Origin of the sequence: Streptomyces lomondensis, from assembly GCF_014651035.1 — a bacterium.
GTDB lineage: Bacteria > Actinomycetota > Actinomycetes > Streptomycetales > Streptomycetaceae > Streptomyces > Streptomyces lomondensis.
In genome coordinates, this window is record NZ_BMWC01000009.1 from 326,197 (window position 1) to 351,044 (window position 24,848).

18 protein-coding genes are annotated in these 24,848 nt (G+C 72.9%); 9 read left to right on the top strand and 9 right to left on the bottom strand.

Features of this window, described 5'->3' with window-relative positions; genetic code table 11:
* Positions 1-134: 134 nt before the first annotated feature.
* Positions 135-569 carry a protease inhibitor gene (locus IE255_RS28410; protein ID WP_190053221.1) on the bottom strand — a complete coding sequence of 145 codons (435 nt, stop codon included), beginning with the start codon at positions 567-569 and terminating at the stop codon, positions 135-137.
* A 325-nt stretch (positions 570-894) separates the two neighbouring features.
* Between IE255_RS28410 and abmR the strand changes: the two genes are divergently transcribed.
* From abmR to IE255_RS28425, 3 genes are all read left to right on the top strand, one after another.
* Positions 895-1,452 (top strand): ATP-binding transcription factor AbmR, encoded by a 558-nt coding sequence (gene abmR, locus IE255_RS28415; protein WP_190053222.1) that lies wholly within the window; start codon positions 895-897, stop codon positions 1,450-1,452.
* A gap of 203 nt (positions 1,453-1,655) precedes the next feature.
* Complete coding sequence (locus IE255_RS28420; RefSeq protein WP_190053223.1) at positions 1,656-3,248, top strand: purine-cytosine permease family protein; 1,593 nt, start codon at positions 1,656-1,658, stop codon at positions 3,246-3,248.
* Between the two features lie 96 nt (positions 3,249-3,344).
* On the top strand, positions 3,345-4,514 hold the full coding sequence (locus IE255_RS28425; RefSeq protein WP_190053224.1) for a lactate 2-monooxygenase: 1,170 nt from the start codon (positions 3,345-3,347) through the stop codon (positions 4,512-4,514).
* A gap of 48 nt (positions 4,515-4,562) precedes the next feature.
* Here IE255_RS28425 and IE255_RS28430 read toward each other — a convergent pair whose 3' ends face one another.
* The 3 genes from IE255_RS28430 to IE255_RS28440 all read right to left on the bottom strand — a co-directional run bounded on the left by IE255_RS28430 (position 4,563) and on the right by IE255_RS28440 (position 7,145).
* Positions 4,563-6,200 (bottom strand): RICIN domain-containing protein, encoded by a 1,638-nt coding sequence (locus IE255_RS28430; RefSeq protein WP_190053225.1) that lies wholly within the window; start codon positions 6,198-6,200, stop codon positions 4,563-4,565.
* 318 nt (positions 6,201-6,518) lie between these two features.
* Positions 6,519-6,896 (bottom strand): toxin Doc, encoded by a 378-nt coding sequence (locus IE255_RS28435; protein ID WP_190053226.1) that lies wholly within the window; start codon positions 6,894-6,896, stop codon positions 6,519-6,521.
* Positions 6,897-6,899: 3 nt separating this feature from the next.
* A complete protein-coding gene (locus IE255_RS28440; RefSeq protein ID WP_094056765.1) occupies positions 6,900-7,145 on the bottom strand; it encodes a hypothetical protein in 246 nt (81 codons plus the stop codon).
* A 186-nt stretch (positions 7,146-7,331) separates the two neighbouring features.
* Here IE255_RS28440 and IE255_RS28445 point away from each other — a divergent pair, with 186 nt between their 5' ends.
* Positions 7,332-8,264: a sigma-70 family RNA polymerase sigma factor gene (locus IE255_RS28445; RefSeq protein WP_190053227.1), complete on the top strand. Its 933-nt coding sequence runs from the start codon at positions 7,332-7,334 to the stop codon at positions 8,262-8,264.
* Positions 8,261-9,778: a cytochrome bc1 complex cytochrome b subunit gene (gene qcrB, locus IE255_RS28450; protein WP_190053228.1), complete on the top strand. Its 1,518-nt coding sequence runs from the start codon at positions 8,261-8,263 to the stop codon at positions 9,776-9,778. Before IE255_RS28445 ends, qcrB begins: the two co-directional genes overlap by 4 nt.
* Here the strand turns inward: qcrB and IE255_RS28455 are convergent.
* From IE255_RS28455 to IE255_RS28465, 3 genes are all read right to left on the bottom strand, one after another.
* Positions 9,738-10,529: an alpha/beta fold hydrolase gene (locus tag IE255_RS28455; RefSeq protein ID WP_190053229.1), complete on the bottom strand. Its 792-nt coding sequence runs from the start codon at positions 10,527-10,529 to the stop codon at positions 9,738-9,740. The genes qcrB and IE255_RS28455 overlap by 41 nt on opposite strands.
* A gap of 76 nt (positions 10,530-10,605) precedes the next feature.
* Positions 10,606-12,849 (bottom strand): glycoside hydrolase family 9 protein, encoded by a 2,244-nt coding sequence (locus tag IE255_RS28460; RefSeq protein ID WP_190053230.1) that lies wholly within the window; start codon positions 12,847-12,849, stop codon positions 10,606-10,608.
* A gap of 152 nt (positions 12,850-13,001) precedes the next feature.
* Positions 13,002-16,097 carry a glycoside hydrolase family 2 TIM barrel-domain containing protein gene (locus IE255_RS28465; RefSeq protein ID WP_190053231.1) on the bottom strand — a complete coding sequence of 1,032 codons (3,096 nt, stop codon included), beginning with the start codon at positions 16,095-16,097 and terminating at the stop codon, positions 13,002-13,004.
* 256 nt (positions 16,098-16,353) lie between these two features.
* On the opposite strand from IE255_RS28465, the gene IE255_RS28470 reads away from it, so the two are divergent.
* From IE255_RS28470 to IE255_RS28480, 3 genes are all read left to right on the top strand, one after another.
* A complete protein-coding gene (locus tag IE255_RS28470; protein ID WP_190053232.1) occupies positions 16,354-18,738 on the top strand; it encodes a SpoIIE family protein phosphatase in 2,385 nt (794 codons plus the stop codon).
* 45 nt (positions 18,739-18,783) lie between these two features.
* Positions 18,784-19,338, top strand: coding sequence for a DUF4232 domain-containing protein (locus IE255_RS28475; protein ID WP_190053233.1), 555 nt, complete (start codon positions 18,784-18,786; stop codon positions 19,336-19,338).
* A 102-nt stretch (positions 19,339-19,440) separates the two neighbouring features.
* The gene (locus tag IE255_RS28480) at positions 19,441-20,697 is read left to right on the top strand and encodes an SLC13 family permease (RefSeq protein ID WP_190053286.1); all 1,257 of its coding nucleotides are present in this window, start codon (positions 19,441-19,443) and stop codon (positions 20,695-20,697) included.
* Positions 20,698-20,709: 12 nt separating this feature from the next.
* Here the strand turns inward: IE255_RS28480 and IE255_RS28485 are convergent, their stop codons facing one another.
* Together IE255_RS28485 and IE255_RS28490 are read right to left on the bottom strand one after the other, a co-directional pair.
* The gene (locus IE255_RS28485; protein ID WP_229906626.1) at positions 20,710-22,779 is read right to left on the bottom strand and encodes an RICIN domain-containing protein; all 2,070 of its coding nucleotides are present in this window, start codon (positions 22,777-22,779) and stop codon (positions 20,710-20,712) included.
* A 239-nt stretch (positions 22,780-23,018) separates the two neighbouring features.
* Complete coding sequence (locus IE255_RS28490) at positions 23,019-23,933, bottom strand: helix-turn-helix domain-containing protein (protein ID WP_190053235.1); 915 nt, start codon at positions 23,931-23,933, stop codon at positions 23,019-23,021.
* A 63-nt stretch (positions 23,934-23,996) separates the two neighbouring features.
* Here IE255_RS28490 and IE255_RS28495 point away from each other — a divergent pair, with 63 nt between their 5' ends.
* Positions 23,997-24,836, top strand: a complete 840-nt coding sequence (locus IE255_RS28495; protein WP_190053236.1) for a phytanoyl-CoA dioxygenase family protein — start codon at positions 23,997-23,999, stop codon at positions 24,834-24,836.
* The last annotated feature ends 12 nt before the right edge of the window (positions 24,837-24,848 follow it).

Genomic DNA, 24,848 nt, shown 5'->3' on the forward strand with positions numbered 1-24,848 from the left:
ACTCCGCCCGCCGGCCCCCTTGCGCGAGACCGCGGCTTCCCGTGACAGCGGCCCGGCTCCCCAGCAACGAGCCGCCGTGCTTCACGGGAACAGCGCGATCCCGGTCCTCGGGAGGGCTGCCCCTGAAAGGGTCCCTAGAAGGAGAAGACGCCCGTGCCGTGGGCGTTCTTCATGCACTCGTTGGAGAAGACGCGCTCGTAGGAGACCCGCTGCCCCTGCCAGACGCCGTCGACGGTGACGACCACGGGGTCGTACTGCTTGGTGCACATCACGCCCTCCGTGGCGGTCAGGGCGTCGAAGTCGCCGCCGACGCCGCGCAGTTCGGCGCAGGCCGGGCCGGCGGCCGGGTGGGTGCCCGCGGGCCTGGGGGCACAGGTCAGGGTGACCGCGCGTTCCGGAGGCGCGGCGAGCGCGCTCTCACCGTGGCCCACCGTGAGGACGAGGGCCGACGGGGCGTAGAGCGCGGTGGGGGCCGGACCCGGGGTGGCGAGCGCGGCCCCGGAGAGGGGTCCGCAGACGGCTGTGGCCGTCAGGCCGAGGGTCATGGCCCAGCGCGCGGTGTTCCGCATTGTGTGCATCCTTCCGCTCGATTACAGAGTGTGCCGGCCCGTGCTCGGTCGGCGCCCGGGACGGCGAGCGCGAGTCTGCCGAGTCCGCCGCCGAAACACACATCGACCCCACGGGTTTCAGTAACATTGCGTATTGAATCAGTGGCGTGAAGTTACGGAACGGGCGCGCGTGAAGCCCGTAACCGCACGGGCTCCGGCGGCATGAAGCGGCCAGATGGCCGATTTCCCCATGCTCGTTAATAGGCCTGAAACATTCCGATTCCGCTCTCAGCCGACCACTTTGCAACCGCTTGCGTTCATGTTCCGGCCGAGTAATCGTCATTACATGATTACGAACGAGCAGCGAGAGAAACTGCGCGGCTGGTTCGCCGGCCGCCTTCCCGACGACCTCTTCGAGGAACTGACCGAGATCACGGTCGACCGCGAGGAGATCACCGTGATCGGCCGCATTCCCGAACCGCGGCTGGCCGAGGACGCCCCGGCCGCCGAGCGGGAGGCGGCCCTGGAGAGCCGGGTGCAGGAGTTCCGGGAGCGCACCCGCGAGGACCGGATGGCCGTGGCCCGGGAGGCCGAGCACCGGTTCCGCCGGAAGGTGTCCTGGGGCGTGGAGTGCGGCGGGCGGCGCGCCCTCTTCACACACGTGGCCGCGCCCGTCATGACGCGGCTGCGCCAGCCGGAGCGCCAGGTCCTCGACACCCTGATCGCCGGCGGCGTCGCCCGCAGCCGCAGCGACGCGCTGGCCTGGTGCGTGCGTCTGGTCCAGCGTCACGCCGACGACTGGCTCGCGGAGTTGCGCGACTCCCTGGAGCACGTGCAGCGGGTACGGGCGCAGGGGCCGGACGCCGGGCCGGATCAAACGCCGCACACGGACGACGAGTCATGACCGAAGTGGAGGATTCGTCCACCGACAGCACCGAGAAGGGATGAACCGTCCTCTGGCGGGGCTCGCCCGGGCCGCCTTACGGTCGGCACACCCCCAGAGGACGGCTTCCGCACGCCGCCGCACACCCCGGCGCCGGCGGGCGGCCGTCCGCCCCTCCGCCGCGTCACCCCGCGCTCCACCGCCCCGTCCCCGCTGGAGCCCCCTTGCCTTCGTCGGCCGACCGCCCCTCCCCCGCCGCGTCCGCCCCGTCCCTGACGGAGGTCGAGACCCACGGCGTCGACCGCATCCCCGACGCCGAGCGCACCGCGACGCCGTTCGATCTGTTCCGGCTGGCCTTCGGTGGTGCCAACACCTTCTCCACCTGCGTCCTCGGCGCCTTCCCCATCCTGTTCGGCCTGTCCTTCCGGCAGGGCCTCGCGGCCATCCTCCTCGGAGTGCTGGCGGGCGCGCTGATCCTGTGCCCGATGGCGGTGTTCGGCCCGGTCAACGGCACCAACAACGCCGTGTCGTCGTCCGCGCACCTGGGCGTGCACGGCCGCGTGGTCGGCTCGTTCCTGTCCCTGCTGACGGCCGTCGCGTTCTTCTCCCTGTCGGTGTGGAGCTCCGGCGACGCGCTGGTCGGCGGCGCCCACCGGCTCTTCGGGCTCGGCCGCGGCGACCTGTCGTACGCCGTGGCGTACGCGCTGTTCGCGGTGCTGGTCCTCGCGGTGTGCGTGTACGGCTTCCGGTTCATGCTGTTCGTCAACAAGATCGCGGTGACCTCGGCGAGCGCGCTGTTCCTGCTCGGCGCCGTGGCGTTCGCGGACGACTTCGATCCCTCGTACGCGGGCGTCTTCACCGACGCGGCGGACGCGGCGACGTCGGCCCTGTTCTGGCCGTCGTTCATCGCGGCGGCGCTGATCGTGCTGTCCAACCCCGTGTCGTTCGGGGCGTTCCTGGGCGACTGGTCGCGCTACATCCCCGCGAGCACCCCGCGCCGGAAGGTGGTCGGGGCCGCGTTCCTGTCGCAGCTCGCGACGCTGCTGCCGTTCCTGTTCGGCCTGACGACGGCGAGCATCATCGCGCACCAGGCGCCGGAGTACGTCGATCCGGCGGCCCCCGACTTCGTGGGCGGGCTGCTCGCGATCTCCCCGGGCTGGTTCTTCCTGCCGGTGTGCCTGCTCGCGCTGATCGGCGGTATGGCGACGGGCACGACGGCGCTGTACGGGACCGGGCTCGACTTCTCCTCGGTGTTCCCGAGGCTGTCCCGGGTCCAGGCGACCCTGCTGGTCGGGGCGTTGTCGATCGCGTTCGTCTTCGCCGGCCGGTTCGGGCTGGACCTCGTGCGGTCCATCTCGACCTTCGCGACCGTGATCATCACGTGCACGACACCCTGGATGGTCGTGATGATGCTGGGCTACTGGACGCGGCGCGGCTGGTACGACCCGGAGGCGCTCCAGGTCTTCAACCGCCGTCAGCGCGGCGGCCGTTACTGGTTCGCGCACGGCTGGAACTGGCGGGGCCTGACCGCCTGGTGGGTGTCGGCGCTGCTCGGCGTGCTCTGCACCAACATCCCCGGGCAGTTCGTCGGCCCCCTCGGCGACCTCGCCGGCGGTGTCGACATCAGCCTGCCGCTGTCGCTGGGGGTGGCGGCGGCGCTGTTCCTGTCGCTGCTGCGGCTGTTCCCCGAACCCCGGGCGGCGTACGGGCCCGAGGGCGCGCGGCTGGCCCGGACCGTCGACGTGCCGGTGCCGCCGATCACCGGGCCCGGCGCCGAGGGGGCGGTGCCGGACCCCTCGGCGAAGCTGCCGGCCTGAGGCGGCCCGCCCCTGGACCGCCGTCGCGCCTACCGCTCGGTATCGTCGGCGCCACGGCACGGTCTCGACGAGGAGACGACGAGAGGCGGGGCGTACGTGGGCAGGCACTGGGCGGACTTCCAGTACGAGATCTATCTGAACGGGATGACGGGTGCCGTACCGCGGCTGCCCACCGATCTGACCCGGCTGGAGGAGCTGACCGAGCGGCGGCTCGGGCCCGGCCCGGTCGGCTATGTGGCGGGCAGCGCGGGCAACGGCAGCACGGCCCGCGCCAACCGGGCGGCCCTGGAACGCCGCCGGATCATGCCGCGCATGCTGCGGGACGTCCACGAGCGGGACCTGTCGGTCGAGGTGCTGGGCCGTCCCCTGCCCGCCCCGCTGGCGCTGGCCCCGGTGGGGGTCCTGTCGATCATGCACCCGGAGGCCGAGTCCGCCGCCGCCCGGGCCGCCGCCGCGCACGGCGTGCCGTACATCCTGTCCTCCGCGTCCAGCACGCCCATGGAGCAGGTGGCCGAGGCGATGGGCGACGCCGAGCGGTGGTTCCAGCTGTACTGGCCCAAGGACCCGGAGGTGGCCCGCAGTTTCCTGGCCCGGGCGAAGGCCGCCGGCTTCGGCGTGCTCGTCGTCACGCTGGACACGCCGCTGCTCTCCTGGCGCCCGCGCGATCTCGACCAGGCCTATCTGCCCTTCCTGCACGGCGTCGGCACGGCCAACTACTTCTCCGACCCGGCCTTCCAGGCGGGTTTGGCCAAGCCGGTGCACGAGGACCCGGACGCGGCCGTGACGCACTTCGTCGGTATGTTCTCCGACCCGGCCAAGACCTGGCCGGACCTGGCGTTCCTGCGGGAGAACTGGGACGGCCCGATCGTCCTCAAGGGCGTCCTGCACCCGGACGACGCCCGGCTGGCCGCGGAGGCCGGCATGGACGGCGTGGTCGTCTCCAACCACGGCGGCCGCCAGGTCGCCGGCTCGGTCGCGGCGGCCGACGCGCTTCCGCGTGTGGCGGAGGCCGTCGGCGACCGGCTCACCGTGCTCTTCGACAGCGGCATCCGCACCGGTGACGACATCGCCAAGGCCCTCGCCCTGGGCGCCCGGGCCGTCCTCGTCGGCCGCCCGTACGTCTACGGCCTCGGCCTCGACGGCCAGTCGGGCGTCGAGCACGTCATCCGGTGCCTGCTGGCCGAACTCGACCTCACCCTCGCCCTCTCGGGCCATGCCACCCCGAGCACGATCGGCCCGGCCGACCTCGCCGAGGACCCGGACTGACGGGTGGGCCGCGCGGCGCAGCCCACCCGGGGCCTCAGGGGCCCGTGGTCACGCCGTCCGGCCGTGGGGCAGGGTCACCTGCCGTGCCGTCGGGGCGTCCTGCTCCTCGATGGACAGGGAACCCGCCGTCGTCGGCATCGGCTCCGGCTGCCAGCGCTGGTCGTCGGAGCGGTCGCGGACCTTGACGACGAGGTCGGCGTCCGGGTCGTCGTTCGTGGCGGCGACGGCGAGCCGCTCGTCCCAGCGGGGCAGCAACTCGCCCTGCACGGTGAGGTCGTAGCGCACGTCGTCGCCCCGCTCGGCGTCCTCGTCGGCGCAGCTGCCGAGGACGACGACGCCGGCGTCCTTGTGGGAGTCCAGGCACAGCCCGGGATCGGCGACGCTGCGCAGCAGACCGTCGTCCTCGTACGTCCACTGCTGGGTCCACACCGTCGAGCACTCCGCCAGCTTCGTCCCCGCGCCCTCCTTCGGCAGGTCCCGGATGTCCAGGCACAGGTCGGCACCGGCGTTGCGCAGCCGCGTCACGCCCGGTGCCGTGGGCAGCCCGGCGGTGCCGGGCGGCGTCACGGACGCGGTGCCGTCGGAGCCGGCGGCACTATTGGAGCCGGCCGGGTCGGCCTGGCCGCCGTCGTACGACGAGGCGCTGATGATGAGCACGGTCGCCAGCACCCCGGCCGACACCGCGCCGACGCCCGAGAGCAGCGCCCGGGAGGACCGCAGCGCGTCCGGGACCCGGCGCGCGGGCAGGGGGATCCTGGACAGCAGGCGGTGCCGCCGGTCCGCCCGCGTTCCGTCGCCGCGCCGCCCGCCACCGCGCCGGCCGGCGCGACCGCCCCGGCTGCCGTGCGAGGACCGGCCCGGACGTGAGTCGAGGTACCGGCGGGCGCCCCAGCCGAGCACCGCTTCGGCGATCAGCGGGCCCAGCGGCCCCTCGAAATGGCTCAGTTGGTCGGCCGCGTTCCGGCAGTAGCGGCACTCCGCGAGATGCTCCTGGACGTCCGGCAGCAGGGTGCCGCCCCGGCGGATCGGGACGTCGAGCAGGCGGTTGTAGAACCGGCAATCCTGGGTCGGCGCGAGTTCGCGATGGGCATGTACACAACCTTTGCGGAATGTGTCACGCGCCTGTTCGAGCGCGGCCGACGCGAGGTCGGTATCCATGCCGAGCAGGCCGGCCGGGACGCTTAAAGGATCGGCCTCGACCTCGACGTGCCACAGCAGACAGCGCGCGGCGGCGGGAAGTGCCTGGAATGCCCGCTCCGCGAGGACGCGGTTTTCGGGCGTCATGGAGGTCGCCGCGCGCAGCCCGCGCCCTCCGGCCGGTTTCTGCAGGGCGGGCAGGACGGCCGATATTCGGTCGTCGCCGGACCACTCCCGGATCGTGTCGCGCACGGTCACCAGAAGGGCCGGGCGCAGCGCGACGGCCGACTCGCCGAAGGCGAGCCGGTTGAGGGTGCGATGGAAGGCGGTCCCGGTGACCATCGCGGCGACCTGCGCCGACGAGGCGAGACAGATGACCGCGTAGTCGTACACCGGCTGCCAGTGCCGCGCCATCAGCAGCGCGACGGAATGGGCGGCGACCTCGCCCTCCGGGCTGCCTCTCAGCGGCGCGGCGAGGCTTTCGTCGGATTCCCCCGGATCCCCGCCGGGCGGGGGATACGGAGGACGAGGGGGGTGGGGGGTGGGCACTGAGATGGTTCCTTCCCACGCATGTGACACACAGAAGTCCTGCCGCCGAAAAAGGAGCCCGGTTGGTGCGTACCTTTTTTGGCGCGGCGCGGGAGGGACGAATTCGCCGGCGGCGAATCGGACCCGGTCAACAAATCACGTGCGACACTCGGCCATTCCCCCCGCACGCGTGTTTCACTCTTGCACAACCCCCACACGGCCAACAAGGCGCATGGGCGACATCCGCGCCTTTGACACGAAGTCAGAAACGGGAACGGGCGTACGCGCCTCGTACCGGTTTTCGACATTTCCCTGCGGCCGGTGTGAATCGGGCACGATTCAGATCTGCCAGGAGCGCAGCCGGTCCGCCGCGCCGTAGACGTCGGTCGTGCCGGACATCAGGTCGCGGGCGAGGTCGACGAGGGCGCCGTAGGGCGGGTCGATGCCGGCGCCGCTGACGAACATGTACGCCACGGCGGTCGCACAGGCGAAGCGGGCGTTGGCCGAGGGCAGCGGCCGGAGCACGGCGAGGGTGTGCAGCAGCGCGGCGGCCCGCCAGGCGGGGTCGGAGTTCACCCCGAGGCGCGGCGGGTCGACGCGGTGCCGGGCGACGGCGGCCACCAGCGCGGAGAAGTCGTTGATCGTGGGCTGGTCCGGCAGGACCTCTTCGTGGCGCTGGAGCAGCCAGGGCACGTCGATATGGAGGACGGGTGCCATCGGTCAGGCGGCCCGCCCCTCGCCCTTGGTGGGCGGTTCGTCGTCAGGGAAGGCGGCGGCGAACTCGTCGGCGTGGGTCGCGAAGAACCGGCGGAAGGCCTCCGCGCCCTCCTGGAGCGCCCGGTGGCGGGCTATGTCGGCCGCGGCGGCCTCCCGTACGAGTGCCTTCATGGACGTACCGCGCTCCTTGGCGATCTGCCGCAGGTCCTCAAGTTCGCGGTCGCTGAACTCGACGTTGAGAGCTGGCATGTCTTCACGGTACCGCTCGGGTACTGACTCGTAAATACCCCCAGGTCACAGCAGCAATCGGACGGTACCGGAGAGGCGGGCGGACGGGCCCGCCGCTGAGATGTGGGTCACATCGCACGGCGCGATGTCACATTCCGGGTCCCTCGGCGGCTCGCAGGAGTGAGCGCGTCTCAGGGAGGACCCCGCATGACCGAGATCCCCGTACCCGGCACCGACGCCCCGTTCGACGAGGCGACCGGGGTGTTCGTCGACCATCGCGAGCTGCTGTTCGGCGTCGTCTACAACATGCTCGGCAGTGTCGCCGACACCGAGGACGTCCTCCAGGAGACATGGCTGTCCTGGACGGCCCGCGGCGGGGGCGCTCCGCTGGCCGGCGTGGACAACCCCCGCGCCTATCTCGTCCGGGTGGCGGTCAACCACGCGCTGCGCCGCCGTGCCGTGATCAACCGCCGGCGGGAGACGTACGTGGGCGCGTGGCTGCCCGAGCCCCTGGTCGCCGAGGCGGACCAGGACACCGCCGACGGCCCGGCCCTGCGGAGCGAATCGGTGTCGCTGGCGATGCTGGTGGTCCTGGAGTCGCTGACCCCGCTGGAACGGGCCGTGTTCGTCCTGGGCGAGGTGTTCGGCTACCCGCACGCCGAGATCGCCGAGATCATCGACCGCTCCCCCGCCGCCGTACGGCAGTTGGCGCACCGGGCCCGGGAGCACGTGCACACGCGGCGGCCGCGGTACCGGGCGCATCCGCGGGTGCGGCGGGAGGCGACCGAGCGGTTCGTGCGGGCGGCGCTCGGCGGGGACATCGCCGAGCTGATGGAGGTGCTCGCGCCGGACGTCACGGCGTGGACGGACGCCGGCGGCAAGCGCAGGCCGGCGATCCTGCGCCCGGTGCACGGCCGGGACAAGGTGGCCCGCCTGCTCACGTCCGGGCGGGGCGGCCCGCGCAACCCCGTGTTCCGCTACCGGCGCGTCAACGGCGACGACGCGGCGGTGCTGTTCGACGGCGACGCGCCGTTCGCCGTCCTGGTCCTGGACCTCACGCCCGAGGGCGACCGGGTGCGCGGCATCTACGTCGTGGCCAACCCGGACAAGCTCACCAGCGTGCCCAAGGACGCGGCGTGAGCGCCGGGCGCGGCGAGCGCCTGGCCGACTGGTTCGACGGCCGGCTCGGCACCCACACGCTCGGCCGCAAGTACCTGCGCAAGGTGTTCCCGGACCACTGGTCCTTCCTGCTCGGCGAGATCTGCCTGTACAGCTTCGTGGTGCTGGTGCTCACGGGCGTGTATCTGACGCTGTTCTTCCATCCGTCGATGAACGAGGTGGTGTACGACGGGAGTTACACGCCGCTGAACGGCGTGCGCATGTCCGAGGCGTACGCCTCCACGCTGGACATCAGCTTCGACGTGCGCGGCGGGCTGCTGATCCGGCAGCTGCACCACTGGGCGGCGCTGGTCTTCGTCGCCGGGATGCTGACGCACATGATGCGGCACTTCTTCACCGGCTCGTTCCGCAAGCCGCGCGAGGTCAACTGGCTGTTCGGCTGGCTGCTGCTGTTCCTCGGCCTGTTCGAGGGGCTGTTCGGCTACTCGCTGCCGGACGACCTGCTGTCGGGCACGGGCCTCAGGTTCGTGCACGGCGCGCTGCTGTCGGTGCCGATCGTGGGGACGTATCTGGCGATGTTTCTGTTCGGCGGCGAGTTCCCCGGCGACGACATCGTGGCCCGGTTCTACTCGCTGCACGTGCTGCTGATCCCCGGGGTCATGGCGGCGCTGATCGTGGTCCATGTGCTGCTGGTCGTGTACCACAAGCACACCCAGTTCGCGGGCCCCGGCCGCACCGAACGCAACGTCGTGGGCGCGCCGTTCATGCCGGTGTACCTGGCGAAGGCGGGCGGCTTCTTCTTCCTGGTGTTCGGGGTGCTGGCGCTGATCGCGGCGGTGGCGACGATCAACCCGGTCTGGTCGTACGGCCCCTACCGCGCGGACCAGGTGTCGACGGGCGCCCAGCCGGACTGGTACCTCGGCTTCGCCGAGGGCCTGGTGCGGATCATGCCCGGCTGGGAGATCACGCTGTGGGGGCACACGCTGGTGCTGGGCGTGCTGATCCCGATCGTGGTGTTCCCGCTGCTGCTGGTCTTCATCGGTGTGTACCCGTTCCTGGAGGCCCGGTTCACCGGTGACCGGCGCGAGCACCATCTGCTGGACCGGCCGCGCAACCGCCCGGTCCGCACGGCGATCGGGGCGGCCTGGATCAGTCTCTACCTGGTGCTGCTGGCGGGCGGCGGCAACGACATCGTGGCGACCCGCCTCCATCTGTCGATCAACACGGTGACGTGGGCGGTGCGGATCGGGATGTTCGTCGTCCCGGCGGCCGTCTTCGTCGCCACCCGCCGAATCTGCCTGGGGCTGCAGCGGCGCGACCGGGAGCTGGTGGCGCACGGCCGCCCCACCGGGGTGGTCAAGCGGCTGCCGCACGGCGAGTACGTCGAGGTGCACGAGCCGCTGAGCCGGGCCCGGCTGCACACCCTGACCGCCCATGAGCGGCCGGGGGAACCCGTCGGGCACGAGCCGCCGCGCCGGGCCGTGGCCGGGCAGGTCAGGACCGGGCGCGGCAGAACTCCCGGACGGTCCGGTTGAAGGCGTCCGGGGCCTCCATGTTGCTGAGGTGCCCGATGCCGGGGAGCACGACCAGCGTGGCCTCGGGGATCGCTTCGAGGAACCGGTGGGCGACGGGCTCCACCGGGGAGCGCGCGTCCAGCTCGCCCCACAGCAAAAGCGTCGGCACCTCGATCGCGGGCAGCAGGTCGCGCTGGTCGGTCCCGGCCATGATGGTGGCCTGGGTCCGCATGCTCTGGGCGCGGGTGTCGGCCGACATCACGGACAGCAGCCGTACGGCTTCGGCGGGTGGCTCGGCGGCGAACAGGCCCGGCATGGTCGGGGCGAACTCCTCGGCCGGGACCGCGAGCATCCGCTCCGCCCCCTCGACCCGCGACCGCACCTCCGCCGCGGACAGCGAGCCCTTCCAGCCGGCGAAGGTGTCGACCAGGAGCAGCGTCCGGACGAGGCCGGGATGGTTCCGGTACAGCTCCAGCACGACGGTCCCGCCCCAGGACAGGCCGAGCACATGGGCCGGGCCCAGGCCCACGTCCTCGATGACCGCCGCCAGGCAGCGGGCGTAGTCGGCGAGGACGAAGGAGGGCGGGACGTCGGAGGAGCGGCCGGCGCCCGGTTCGTCCCAGGCGACGACCGTGAACTCGTCGGCCAGGTCCGCGAGCTGCGGGCGGAACAGGCGGGCGTCCGTCGTGGCGCCGTGCGCGAGCACGAGGGGCGGGCCCTGGCCCACCCGGTCGTACGCGACCTCGATGCCGTCGACCCGCACCGCGTGCATGACACCAGGCTACGCGCGGGTGCCGGGGGCGTCCTGTCGGCGGACTCCCCCGGCACGCGGCTGGGGCGCAGCGCCCCTATCCCTGGTCCGCCACGAAGGAGGCCATGCGGGTCAGGGCGGCGTTCCAGTTGATCGTGTGCTCGTTGGTCGACCAGGACTGGATGTCGTCGATGTAGCAGAACTGCCCGACGCACCCCTGGAGTTTGCTCTGCGCGTAGGGGTCCTGGATGCTCGAGTTCGGTCCGCCGGCGAGGGTGCCCTTCGGCGGGTTCGGCAGGTTCGGGTCGAGCTGGCGGGCGTACCAGCGGCTGTGCTGGTTCTGCGCGCTGACCTCGCCGTAGCCGGTGACGTAGGAGATGTTCAGCGCGTTGCGGCCCAGGATGTAGTCCATGCTCTCCAGTGCGCCGTCCCGGTACTTGGCGGCGCCGGTGAGGTCGTACGCGGTGGCGAGGACGACGGCGTTGTTGAGGACCTGGTGGCTGGAGCCCCAGTCGTAGACGTTGCCGTCCGGCGCGTACGGCATGCCGTAGGGGTGTGCCTTCAGGGTGGCCAGGTAGCGGTCGGCGCCCTTGACGACGGACTGGCGGACCTTGTCCCGGCCGGGCAGCTTGTTCGGCACCGTGGCGAGGTCGAGCCGTCCCGCCGCGCCCGTGCGGGCCCAGTCGAAGCCGACCGGGCTGAAGATGTCGGCCGTGTGGACCGGGGACTTCAGGACGTACTCCTCGAACCGCTTCTCGCCGGTGCTGAGGTACAGCTCGGCCGCCGCCCAGTAGAAGTCGTCGGTGACGTCGCGGTCGGGGTAGGCGCCGCCGCCGATGCCGTCGTTCTCCGAGGCGTAGCGGTCGGGGTGGGCGAGCGCCGCCGACCAGGCCTTGCGGGCGGCCGCCAGCGCCTTGTCCGCGAACGCCTTGTCGTAGGGCCGGTAGAGGCGGGCCGCCTGCGCGGCCGTGGCCGCCAGGTTCAGCGTGGCGGCGGTGGACGGCGGGTGCAGCTCGCGCTTCTGCGGGTCGTCATGGGGCATCAGCGGCAGGCCGGTCCACTGCTCGTCGTGCATCTTGTGGTGGGCCATGCCGGCCAGCGGCTTGCCGTCGGGCACCTGCATCTTCAGCAGGAACTCCAGCTCCCAGCGGGCCTCGTCCAGGATGTCCGGCACCTTGTTGCCGCTCTCCGGGATGGCGAGGCTGCCGTCACCGAGCTTGCCGGCGTCGCCGGTGCGGGCGTGCAGCGCGCGTTCGTGGGTGCTCAGCACCTCCCAGACGGAGATGCCGCCGTTGACGACGTACTTGCCGTGGTCGCCGGCGTCGTACCAGCCGCCGCTGACGTCGAGCGTGTAGCCGCAGACGCCGGGCTGGCAGGGCACGGCGGTGTCGCCCTGGTTGGGTGCCACGCCCACGTGCCCGGCCTTGCGGCCGTAGCCGGGCCGCAGGTCCTCGCGTATCGCGATGCCGCTGCGCTGGGTGTAGTAGTACTTCGCCGAGTCCAGCCGGAGCCGCTCGTAGACGCTCGCGTCGATGTCGAAGGGGCGGCTGGTCTCGCCGTCGGCGACCAGCGTGAAGCCGGTGCCCTTCGTGCGGTGGGCGCCGAAGTCGATCGAGTGGACGTTCTGCCCGGAGGAGCCGTCGACACCGCGCGGCACGGTCGTGCCCCGGGCGACGACCGTGCCGCCGGAGTTCCTCAGCTCCCAGGGCAGCTTCGCCGTGGCGTCGGTGACCAGGGTGGCGTTCTTCGGCCCGGCCGGCAGGTAGGCGACCTGGTTGACCCGGACCCGGGGCCCGGTGTCGGGCTCGTACGGCTCCGGCGCGACGCCGCCCAGCAGGGAGACGTCGTCCAGGCAGAAGCGCCAGGCGTCCGCGCTGCCGCCGAGCTGGAAGCCGACCTGGGCCTGGGTGGTGTCCACGGGCGAGGTGAAGGTGTAGGAGTAGCTGTCGCCGGAGACGCTGAGCTGCGGTGTCACCTCGTGGTAGGTGTCGTACGGCGACACCGACAGGCCCACGATCGCCCGCACCACGTGCCCGGCGGGGGTCCCGGTCGCGCTGAACGAGAAGCGGTACGACTGCCCCTTCACGAGGGTGATGTCGTTCTGCCCGACGGCGGCGTCCCAGCGGTTGGTGGTGCCGCCGGGGACGTCGGCGCAGAGCCGGCCGTCGGACAGGCCCGCGGTGACGTTGCTGGTCGTCCACCACGGATCGGTGGAGGTGTCGAAGGTGCCGTTCCTGACCTGCTCGACCTCTTCGGCGCCGGCCGGTGCGGAGGGCAGCGCGGTGAGCGCGGTCGCCAGGAGGGCCGTCAGGGACAACAGGGCGGTTCTGCGTCGTTTCACGTCTGGGCTCCTCAGGGGAGGTGCGGGTGGCGCTCCTGTGGGAGCGCTCCCAGATGCGGACGCAGGCCATGCTTGTGGCAGATGTGACACGCCGTCAACGGTCCGGACGGGACTGGCCGTTCCCTGCCCGTCCGGACCGCGCGGCTTCGGGCTCAGGCAGCCGGCGCCTCCAGCCGGCTGATGCGGATCGCGCCCCGGGCCTCGTCCGGGTGGCGGCTCGTCAGCGTGAGCCGGACGCGGGAGCCGCGGACCGCCCTGAAGGTGATCACGGTCGGGGCGTCCGAGGCGGTGGCCCAGTCGATCGCCGTGCCCTCCGCGGCTCGCCACGCCCGGCCGTCCCACACCGCCACCTCCACGGCCGCGGGCAGGCTGTGCGTGGCGTCCACGGTGAAGGAGACGTCGACCCGGTCGAAACCGCGTGCGCGCCCGAAGTCGACCGAGACCCAGTCCTGCGTACGCGCCCCGTCGAAGGCGGGCAGCAGGGCGGTGGCCTGCTTGAAGAAGCCGTTGGACCAGCCGGTGGCCGGGTCGCCGTCGAGCATGGCGGCGGGCAGGGTGTCCGGGCGGCCGGAGTAACTGGCGTCGGCGTGCGGGTAGGTGACCGGTGCCGGATGCTCCGGCCGGAACGCGGGCGGCTCGGTCTCGGCCCGGTCGCGGGCCGGTGTGGCGCGTACGGTCGCGGTGCCGGGGCGCAGGCCGTCGGCCCAGGCGGTCACCTTCACCGCGCCCGTCCTCGTGCCGGACCGGACGATGGCGAGGGCCTTGCCGTGGAAGGCGGTGCGGGTGCTCGCCTGGTAGCGCTCGGCGCTCTCCTGGCGGCCGTTGTCGAGCCCGGCGAGGGAGCCGTTCGCCACCTCGAAGGAGAGCAGGTGCTCCGCGCCGGGCACCACGACACCGCGCCGGTCGACGACCTCGGCGGTCACGAAGACCAGGGAACGGCCGTCCGCGGCGAGGGACGCGCGGTCCGGGGTCAGGCGTATGGCGTGCGGGGCGCCGGCGGTGCGCAGCACATCCGTGGCGACCACCCTGCCGTCCTGCCGCGCCACGGCCTTCAGCTCGCCCGGCCGGTAGGGCACCTTCCAGGTCAGGTGGAGCTTGCCGGCGCTGCCGTTGGGGCTGGTGTAACTGCCGGGGTAGGGGCCGTCGGTGAAGGTCTTGTCGTCGCCGGTCGCCTCGGTCGTCTCCAGGTACGGGCGGCCGTCGACGGTCTTCTTGGTGTCGAACCGCCTCACGCCCAGCGACTCTCCGTTGAGGTACAGCTCGACGGTGTCGACGTTCGAGTAGGCCCAGACCTCGACGGTGTCGCCCTCGGCGTGGTTCCAGCTCATCGGCAGTAGATGGACCATCGGCTCGCTGACCCACTGGCTCTGGAACAGGTAGTACATGTCCTTCGGGAAGCCGGCCGTGTCGACCGCGCCGAAGAAGGACGCCTTCACCGGGAAGACGTCGTACGGCGTGGGCTCGCCGAGGTAGTCGATGCCCGACCAGAGGAACTGGCCCGCGAACCACTTGCGGTCCCGGTCCTTCTTGTGGCCGTACTCGCCGCTCATGGTCCAGGAGGCGAGGTTGTTGTCGTAGGAGGAGGTCCCGCGCTTGCCGGGCGTGTGGTTCTCGCCCGTGTTGAGGTGCTCGGGTTCCTGGTACTCGCCCCGGGTCGAGGTCTCCGACGAGGACTCGGACTCGAAGAGGAACAGGTGCGGGTAGGCCGCGTGCAGCTGGTCCACCGACTTGGCGGTGTTGTAGTTGAGGCCGAGGCCGTCCAGCTTGGCCAGCATCAGGTCGGCCGCGGAGCCCTTGGCGGGCAGGCGGCGGTACTTGTCGGAGCCGATGACCAGCGGTCGGGTGTCGTCGGCGGACTTGATCGCGGCGATGATCCGGTCGGCCATGGCGAGGCCGGCGGTGGAGGTGGAGTCGGGGACCTCGTTGCCGATGGACCACATCAGCACGGCGGGCGAGTTGCGGGCCGCCAGCACCATCTCGGTGGCGTCCTTCTCGCCCCACTCGTCGAAGAACCGGCCGTAGTCGTACCGGTTCTTGCCGGTGCGCCAGCAGTCGAACGCCTCCACCAGCATGATGACGCCCAGCTCCTCGCAGACCTGGATCACCTCGGGCGCGGGCGGGTTGTGGGCGGTGCGCAGGGCGTTGACGCCCATGGACCGCATGATCTCCAGCTGGCGGCGGACCGCGTCGATGCTGACGGCGGCGCCGAGTGCGCCGAGGTCGTGGTGGAGGTCGACACCCCGGATCTTGTGGTGGGTGCCGTTGAGGAAGAAGCCCTCGTCCGGGTCGAAGCGGAAGGTGCGGATCCCGAAGACCGTGCGGTAGGTGTCGGTGGTCCGGCCGCCGACGCGCAGCTCGGTGTGCAGGGTGTAGCGGCGGGGGCTCTCGATGTCCCACAGCTCGGGGCGCCGGACCGTGAGCTCGTGGGTCTCGGTGTGCTCGCCGGTGACGGCGGCCGTGGAGGAGGTACGGGCGACCGTCCGGCCCTTCGGGTCGACGATCCGGGAGACGACCTCGACGTCCGCGCCGGTGCCCGACGCGTCGACGACCGCGGTGGCGACCCGTACGACGGCCCGCTCGGCGGAGATCTCCGGCGTGGTGACACGGGTGCCCCAGCGGGCCACGTGCACCGGGTCGGTGATCACCAGGCGGGCCTCGCGGTAGATGCCGCTGCCCGAGTACCAGCGGCTGCTGGGCAGGCGGTTGCGGACCTCGACCGCGAGCACGTTCTCCGTCGTGCCGTCGGTGTGCACCAGATCCGTGAGATCGAGGGCGAAGCCCGTATAGCCGTAGGGGTGGCGGCCGGCCTCCTTGCCGTTGCAGTAGACGGAGGAGTCCATGTAGACGCCGTCGAACTCCACCGAGATCCGCTTCCCGGCGAGAGCGGACGGCAGAGTGAAGGCGAGGCGGTACCAGCCGAGGCCGCCGGGGAGGAAGCCGGTGCCGCTGGTGGTGCCGTGCTCGGTGGTGGGGGTCTGCTCGATGCTCCAGTCGTGCGGGACGGCGATCTCGCGCCAGCCGGAGTCGTCGTACCCGGGGAGGGCGGCGTCGGCGAAGGCGCCGGTCGGGTCGGTGATCCCGCCCGGGTCGGCCAGCGCGAAGCGCCAGCCGTCGCGCAGGGGGACGGTGCGGCGGCCGGACGCGCCGCTCGCCTCCTCGGCGGCCCACGCCTCCGGGGCGCCGAGCAGCGCTCCGGCCGCGGGGGCTGCCGCGGAGGCGAGCAGGACCGATCTACGACTGACCGACATGGCGGCTCTCCCTCATCAGGGCCCAGAAGTACTCACAACTCATCGAGAACAAACAGATTCTGTCGATGCGTCACACCGGGCCGTCAAGGGTGCGGGAGTGGTCTTCTGCCCCCGAGGGCACATCGGCCGGATGCGCACCTCGACCGCGTGGGCCGGGCGGCAGGGGGGTTACCGGTCCACGCCGGGCGTCCACGGACTAGTCTGGAACTCAAGTGACCTCCCTGTTTACTGTGAGTGTCCGTATGGAGTGGCGACGATGAGCCCGGACGAGCCGTTCGACGATGGCGTGGCCGCCCGTGCCGTCATCGCCGCCGACGGCACGCTCACCGAGTGGAGCGAGGGCGCCCGCCGTCTGCTGGGCCACCCGGCCGCCGAGGTCGTGGGCCGCCCGGCCGCCGAGCTGCTGGCCGACGGCGCGGACCCGCCGCCCGTGCCCCTGGACGCCCGCTGGAGCGGCACCCTGGCGCTGCGGCACCGGGACGGCCACACGGTGTCCGTGTGGGTGCTGGCCCACCGCAGACCACCGGACGGCCCGGAGACGACCGACTGGCTCGCCGTGTCCCCGCCGCGGGCACCCGACCAGGAGCTGCCGGACGACCCGCTGGTGCGGGCGGCCCTCAGGCAGTCGCCCTGCGCCATGATGATCTTCGACGACCGGCTGCGGCTGCGCGGCGTCAACGACGCCATGGCGGACCTCGTCGGGCTGCCGGCCGACCGCCTGTGGGGTCTGAGGCCCACCGACGTCGGCAGCCGGCCGCAGAACGCGGAGCTGGAGGAGTATCTGCGCCAGGTGCTGCGCACGGGCCGGCGGCAGGAGATGCAGACGTACATGAAGGCCAGCGGCGAGAGCCGGGGTGCGCACGCCTGGCTGGCCCGGATCGCCCCCCTCTCCGACGACTCGGGGCGGGTGCGGGGCGTGTGCGTGACCGCCCATGACTTCACCGACCAGTACCGGTCACGGGAGCGGCTGCAACTGGTCAACGAGGCGAGCGTGCGCATCGGCACCACCCTCGACGTCACCCGTACGGCCCAGGAGCTGGCGGACGTGTGCGTCCCGGCGCTCGCCGACTTCGTCAGCGTCGACCTGCTCGACACCCGGGAGCACGGCGGCGAGTCCGCGGGGCCGCCCGCACCGCCCGTGAGTCTGCGCCGCGCCGCCCACCAGTCGGTCAACCCGGGCAGCCCCGAGGCCGTCGCCAAGCCGGGCCAGGCGGACGTCTACCCGGAGACCTCCCCGCAGGCCGCCTCACTGCTCGCGGGCCACACCGTCGTGGCCTCCGGGTCCTCCGGGGACCTGGAGCAGTGGCTCGCCTGGGACCCGGTCCGCTTCCGGCGGGTCCAGGAGTACGGCATCCACTCGACGATGTCCGTCCCGCTCCAGGCCCGGGGCACGACCCTGGGCGTCGCCGTCTTCACCCGCTTCCGGCGCCCCGAGGCCTTCACCGACGACGACGTGCTGCTGGCCGAGGAGGTCACGGCCCGGGCCGCCGTCTGCATCGACAACGCCCGCCGCTACTCCCGCGAGCGCGAGACGACCCTCACGCTCCAGCGCAGCCTGCTGCCCCGCGTGCTGCCGCGCACCGCGGCGGTGGAGGCGGCCTCCCGCTATCTGCCCGCGACCCGCTCCGGTGTGGGCGGCGACTGGTTCGACGTGATCCCGCTGTCCGGGATGCGGGTCGCCATGGTCGTCGGGGACGTCGTCGGCCACGGCATCCAGGCCTCGGCCACCATGGGCCGGCTGCGCACCGCCGTGCGCACCCTCGCCGACATCGACCTGGCCCCCGACGAGCTGCTCACCCACCTCGACGACCTGGTCGTACGGCTCTCCCAGGAGTCCGGCGGCGACGCCGGCACCGGCGAGGTGGGCGCGACCTGCCTGTACGCGGTGTACGACCCGGTGTCGCGGCGCTGCACGCTGGCCCGGGCCGGGCACCCGCAACCCCTGCTGGTGCCGCCCGGCGGCCCGGCCCGGCAGCTCGACCTGCCCTCGGGTCCCCCGCTGGGCGTCGGGGGGCTGCCGTTCGAGTCCGCCGAGGTGGAACTGCGGGAGGGCAGCGTCCTGTCGTTCCACACGGACGGGCTGCTCGCCCACCTCGAGCGGGACGTCGACGCGAGCCACCGGATGCTCCGCGAGGCCCTGTCGGCCCCCTCCGACTCCCTGGACGAGACCTGCGACCGCGTGCTGCACGCCCTGCTCCCGCCGGGCGGCTCCGCCGACGACGTCGCCCTGCTGCTGGCCCGCACCCGGGGCCTGCCGTCCTCCCAGGTCGCGACCTGGGACATCCCCGCCGACCCGGCGCTGGTCGCCCCCATCCGCAAGCAGGTCGTCGACCAGCTCGAACGCTGGGGGCTGCTGGACGCCACGTTCACCGCGGAGCTGGTGGTGAGCGAACTGGTCACCAACGCCATCCGCTACGGCGCCCCGCCCATCCGGCTCCGGCTGATCCACGACGCCTCCACGCTCATCTGCGAGGTGTCCGACACCAACCACACGGCGCCGCACCTGCGCCGGGCCAAGACCTGGGACGAGGGCGGCCGGGGTCTGCTCCTGGTCGCCCAGCTGACCCAGCGCTGGGGCAGCAGGCACACGGCCGAGGGCAAGACGATCTGGGCGGAGCTGGCACTGCTCGACGAGATGTGAACCCCCGCCTGTTTTCCCGCGCATGAGGCGGACACCCGGGACGGCATGGCGAAAACGTCCCAGCCCGTACGCCGGGCGGCCCTGCTCGCGAGCGCGGTGGCGGTCCTCGGCTCGCTGACCGCGTGCGGCACGGAGCAGCACACCGAGACCGCGTCGCGGCAGCTGCCCGCCACCGGCGGCACCACCCGCTGCCACACCTCCGAACTGCGCGCCTCCGTCGGCCGGATGGATCCAGGGGCCGGGCAGCGGAACTTCCCGGTCGTGCTGACCAACGTCTCCTCCCGCACCTGCACCCTCCACGGCTATCCGGGCGCCGCGTTCACGGACGCGTCCGGCAGGCAGCTCGGACCCGACCCGAAGCGCACCCCCGAGAAGGCGGCGACCGTGACGCTGGCGCCGGGCAGGAGTGCCTGGGCCGGGCTGCGGTACGCCAGTCCCGAGGTCAGCGGGGCCCGCGCCGCCACTCCGGCGGCACTGCTGGTGACACCGCCGGACGAGCGGGAGCAGCTGAAGGTGCGGTGGACCGGCGGTGAAGTGCCGGTCGGCGGGAACGCGTCCTCGGTGTTCCTCACGGTGCTCGCGCCGGGCAGCGGGCCCTGACCGGCGGGCCCCTGACGCGGACGGCGAGGCCGTCGCAGGGCTCTTACCGGCACCTGGTTTCATGGGCGGGCACGGCCTGATCACGTCCCGGAGGACCCCGTCCTGAACACCCCGCTCGCCGAAGTCCTGTCCGTGACGCTGCTGGTCGCCGTGCTGGTCTGGGCCGTCGCCCGCCCCAAGGGGCTGCCCGAGGCCGTGCTGGCGGTTCCGGCCGCCGGGCTCGCCGTCGCCGCCGGAGTGATCTCGCCGGCCCACGCCTGGGAGGAGATCCAGCGGCTGGGGCCGGTGGTCGGGTTCCTCGCGGCCGTGCTGGTGCTCGCCCACTTCTGCGACGTCGAGGGGCTGTTCTCGGCGTGCGGGGCGTGGATGGCCCGCTGGGCGGCGGGGCGCCCGGGGCGGCTGCTGACCGCGGTGTTCGGGCTGGCCTCCGTCATCACGGCGGTGCTCAGCCTGGACGCCACGGTGGTCCTGCTGACCCCGGTGGTGCTCGCCACCGCGGCCCGGATGGGCGTCGAGGCCCGGCCGCACCTCTACGCCTGCGCCCACCTGTCGAACACCGCCTCGCTGCTGCTGCCGGTCTCCAACCTGACGAACCTGCTGGCGTTCACGGCGAGCGGGCTGAGCTTCACCCGGTTCGCGGCGATGATGGCGCTGCCGTGGCTGGTGGCGATCGGCGCCGAGTACCTGGTGTTCCGGCGGTTCTTCGACCGTGAACTGGCCGCCCCGCTCCCCTCCCCCGCCCCCGCGGAGTCGCCCGAACTGCCGCTGTTCGCAGTGCTCACCGTCGGGTGCACGCTCGCCGGGTTCGTCGTGGCCTCCGCCCTCGGGATCGCGCCCGCGTGGGCCGCCCTGGCCGGTGCGGTGGCGCTGGCCGGTCGGGCGCTGCTGCGGCGGCGGGCCACCCCGCTGACGGTGGTGCGGTCCGCGGCCCCGGCCTTCCTGGCGTTCGTGCTCGCGCTCGGCGTCGTGGTGCGCGCGGTCGTCGACCACGGGCTCGCCGACGCGCTCCACCGCGTGCTGCCCGACGGGTCGGGCCTGGCCACGCTGCTGGGCGTGGCCGCGCTGGCCGCCGTCCTGGCGAACCTCATCAACAACCTGCCCGCGGTGCTGGTGCTGCTGCCGCTGACCGCCGGGGCCGGTCCGGGTGCCGTGCTGGCGGTGCTGCTCGGCGTGAACATCGGCCCCAACCTGACCTACGCCGGATCGCTGGCGACCCTGCTGTGGCGGCGGATCGCGCAGCAGCACGGGCACCGGGTCGACCTCGGGGAGTTCACCCGGCTCGGGCTGCTCGCGGTGCCGGCCGCGCTGGTGCCGGCCGTGGTGGCGCTGTGGCTGTCCCTGCGCGTCGCCGGCGGCTGACCCCGCGCCCGGTCAGCGGCGGCCGCCTCCGCCGTAGCCGCCGGATCCGTAGCCGCCGCCGTAGCCGTAACCGTCGCCGGGATAGCCGTACCGACCGTCGGCGTCGCAGTAGTAGCCGTAGTGGTAGCAGTCCGGGGAGCTGGAGGGCTGGCTGGTCGGTGTCGGCTGCGGCTGCGGCGTCGAGGGGGTCGCGGACGGGGTTGGTGCGGGCTCGGGCGTCCTGGAGGGTGTGGGTGTCGGCGTGGGCGTCGGGTGCGGGGCGGGAGCGGGGGCCTGCCAGTTGACGGCCTCCATCTGGAGGTCGGTCTTGGAGGTGTCGATCACCCAGCGCTGGGCCTCGTCGTCCGCCCGGGCCTTGAGGACCAGGGCTCCCGAGCCGTCGGTCGCGGCCGGCGCCAGGGCGAGGTCCTGGTTCCAGCGCGGCACCAGGGCGCCCTGGAGGGTGAAGTCGTAGCGGACGTTCTTCGTGTCCGGCTGGGACGCGCCCGTGCAGGGGGCCAGTCGCAGCGAGTAGCCGAGGTGCGAGTCCAGGCACAGGTCGGGGGCGCCGACGTTGCGCAGCAGCCCGTCGGTCTCGTACGTCCACTGCTGGGCGGCGGTGGAGGAGCAGGAGGTGAGCACGGCCTCGGCATCCTCGACGGCCTTCTTGCCCTCGATGCCGACGCACAGGCCCGAGGCGACGTTGTGCAGCCGGCCGCGCAGGGTGCCCTTCTCGGCGTCGCCCGACCCCGCCCAGGACGGGTCGACGGCCGGCTCGTCCGCGCCGGAGCCGGGTGTGTCGGAGGGCCGGCCCGCGCCGGCCGACGGGGCACTGTCGCCGGAGGTGCCGGTGGACCACAGGACCAGCGGGAGGACGACCAGGCCGCTGACGGTCAGGATGCCCGCGGTGAGGTTGCGGCGGCGGACGGCACGGCGGGCCGCCTTGTGGGCGGATCTGCTGCGGGCACCGGTGCGGGAGCCGGGGCCTTCGGGCCGGGGGCCTGGAGGCGCGGTGACGGGTGGGGCGGGGACGCTCCCGGGTGCCTGGACCGGTGCCTGGGCCTGGGCCCGGTCTTCGGCCGGGTGCGTGCCCTCGGCCGGGTCCGGGCCCGCCACGGGACCGGCCTGCGCGGCCGTCGTGGCGTCGGGGCCGGTGAACGACTCGCCGATCGCGCCGGCGAGGGCGACCGGGTCCGGGAAGGCCTCCTGCGCGGTCCCGGCCGGTTCCGTGCGGGCCTCACCGGGCGTGCCGCTCTGCGGGGACGTCTCCGCCGCCGCGCTCGGTCTGCTCTCCGCGTAGTCCCGGCCGCCCCAGCCCAGCACCGCCTCCGCGAGGGCGACGCCGAGCCCGTGGTTGAACCGGTCGAGCTGGTCCGCGGCGGCGCTGCAGTGCCCGCAGCCCTCGATATGCGCGCGTAGATCGGGGTCGATGTCGAGACCGCCACGCCGGTACGTCACGTCGAGCAGCCGCAGGTAGCGCCGGCACTCCTCGTCGGGGGCGAGTTCGCGGTGCAGTTGGAGGCACTCCTCGCGCAGCCGGTCACGGGAGCGGCCCAGTTCGACGCGCGCGCCCTCCTCGTCCAGGCCGAGGAGTCCGGCGGGGGCGGCGAGCGGTTCGGCCTCGACCTCGACATGCCACAGCAGGCAGCGGGCGGACTGGGGCAGCCGCTGGAAGGCCCCGGAGATCAGGCGCCGGTGCTGCGTCGGCAGCAGACGGGCGGCCGGCCGCTCCCCGCCGGCCCCGGACAGCAGGACCGGGTGGAGCATGTCGCGTCTGTGGTCGCCGGCCCACTCGGCCGCGATGCGCCGGACGGTGACCAGCAGATGGGGCCGCCATGCGGAGGTCGGGCCGGTCCGGCGCAGGGTTTCGCCGAAGAGGCGGGTGAATGCGGCGGTGGTGAGAATTCCCGCGGACCGCGAACCGTCGGTGCACAGCCGGGCGTAGGCGAATCCGGCCTCCCAGTGCCGGTCCAGCAGTTCGCCGACAGGGTGGAGTGCGGGGGTCGCTCCCGTCCACTTCCTGAGCTCGGCGCTCAGCTGCTCGTCCGTCGCACCGAACCCGCGCGCCGGAGCAGGGGAATTCGACGGGCCTGCGTCATTCACGGCTGCATTCCTCTCAAGGACATGCGGGAAAAGTCCATACCAAGGGGTATGCCGGCTGATGGCCTCGCGCATACGGAAGAAAGGTGTGTTGTCCGCACACCAACAAGGCACACCTTTGCACAGGTCAAGGAAGGGAACAAGGGATCTCGTGGTTTCGTGCTTTACGTACGCGGGAAGCGCCTTTTGACAAAACGTCAATCAGCGGCGCGAAAGGGATTTCCGTGCACTCCCCCCGGCTTTTAGTGGTGCGTTCGGTACGCGCCGGGCGGTATCCCGTAGCGCTCGCGGAAGACGCGGTTGAAGTGGAACGGGCTGGCGAAACCCGAGGCCGCCGCGACGCGTTCCACGGGCAGGTCGGTGCTCTCCAGCAGCCGGGCGGCGTGCCGGAGCCGGGCCTCGCGCAGGGCGCGCATGGGCGACTGGCCGAGCTGCCGGCTGAACAGGTGGGCGAAGCGGGACGGCGACAGGGCGACGTCCGCGGCGAGCGAGCGGACGGTGTGCGGGGCGCCGGGGTCGGCGTCGATCAGTTCCTGGGCCCGGCGGATCCGCGCGTCGAGTCCGGGCCGGGGCGCCGCCGGCCGGGCACCGGCGGTGGTGAGGAGGACGATCTCCTCCAGTGCGCACAGGGCCAGTTCGCGGGCCGCGCTGCCGTGCGCGACGGCGATCTGCCCGTCCGGGATCGCGGGGGCGGGCGGCGCCCCGGTCCCGGTCCAGCGGGCGTCGGCGTGCATCCGGCGGAACGCCGCCTCGACGCGGCCGTGCACTCCGGCCGGGGTGGGCGTGACCACGTACACCCCGTCGCCCGTGTCGTACGGCCGCAGCCAGGCGGCCCAGGACGGGCGGGCCTGGCAGTGGGCCCACCAGAAGCGCCAGTGCCGGGCGCCGGGCTCGACCGCGTAGCCGTGCGGGACGCCCGGGGCGAGCACCACCAGGTCGCCCGCGCCGGCCGAGGTCTCGGCACCGCCCTGCCACAGCCGTCCCCGGCCTGCCGTGGTCCAGGTAAAGAGCCAGCTGGCGGATCCGCGCGGCCGGTCGACGCCGTAGCCGGGCGGCTGGTCGAAGTGGCCGAGCACGACCAGGCCGGGCGGCGGCGCGGGGTCCCCGCCGTCCTCGCGGCCGGCAGTGCCGGGCAATCCCACAGCACGCACGGGCATCCTCCTCGACGGCTGGGCAGCCTAGCGTTCTGGACCGAGGACATCTGACCGAGGAGTGCGCTCATGACAGTCACGGGCAACGGCGCCGGCGGCGCTTCCGTCCTGGACCCCGCGGGGCTCCGGCGGTACCGGGAGGGATTCGAGGAGGACGGTTTCGCGGTCGTGCGCGGGCTCTTCGGGGCCGGCGAGATCGGCCGGCTGTGTGACGAGTTCGAGGCGCTGCGGGCGGCGGGCCCGGTGCCCGGGCACTTCCAGCCGCGCGCGTCCGGGCCGGACGCCGATCCGCTGCATGTGTGGCCGCGGGTGATGCATCCGCACGAGATCAACGACCTGGCGCGCGAGGTCCTGCTGGACGCCCGGCTCCGGACGGTCCTGGAAGTGCTGCTCGGTGAGGAGGTGCTGGCCGCGCAGAGCATGTTCTACTTCAAGCCGCCGGGTGCCCGGGGGCAGGCGCTGCACCAGGACAACTTCTATCTGCGGGTGGAGCCGGGTACGTGTGTCGCGGCGTGGGTGGCCTGCGATGTGATCGACCGGGAGAACGGCGGGCTGGAGGTCGTGCCGGGCACGCACCGGATGGACCTGTTCTGCCCGGAGACGGCCGACGCGGAGGTGTCCTTCGCCCGGGAGTACGTGCCGCCGCCGCCCGGGCTGGCGCCCGTGCCGGTGGACATGGAGCCGGGGGATGTCCTGTTCTTCAACGGCAGCCTGGTGCACGGGTCGCAGCCGAACCGTTCGGTGGACCGGTTCCGGCGGTCGTTCATCGGGCACTATGTGGGGCGGTCGGCCGAGCGGATCGGGGGGTTCTACCGGACGCTGACGATGAGCGGGGCGCGGGTTGTGCTGCCGGAGAGTGAGGGAGCGGGGCCCTGTGGGACGGAGTTTGCGCCGCGGGGGCCCCACTGATTGCAGGGCCGT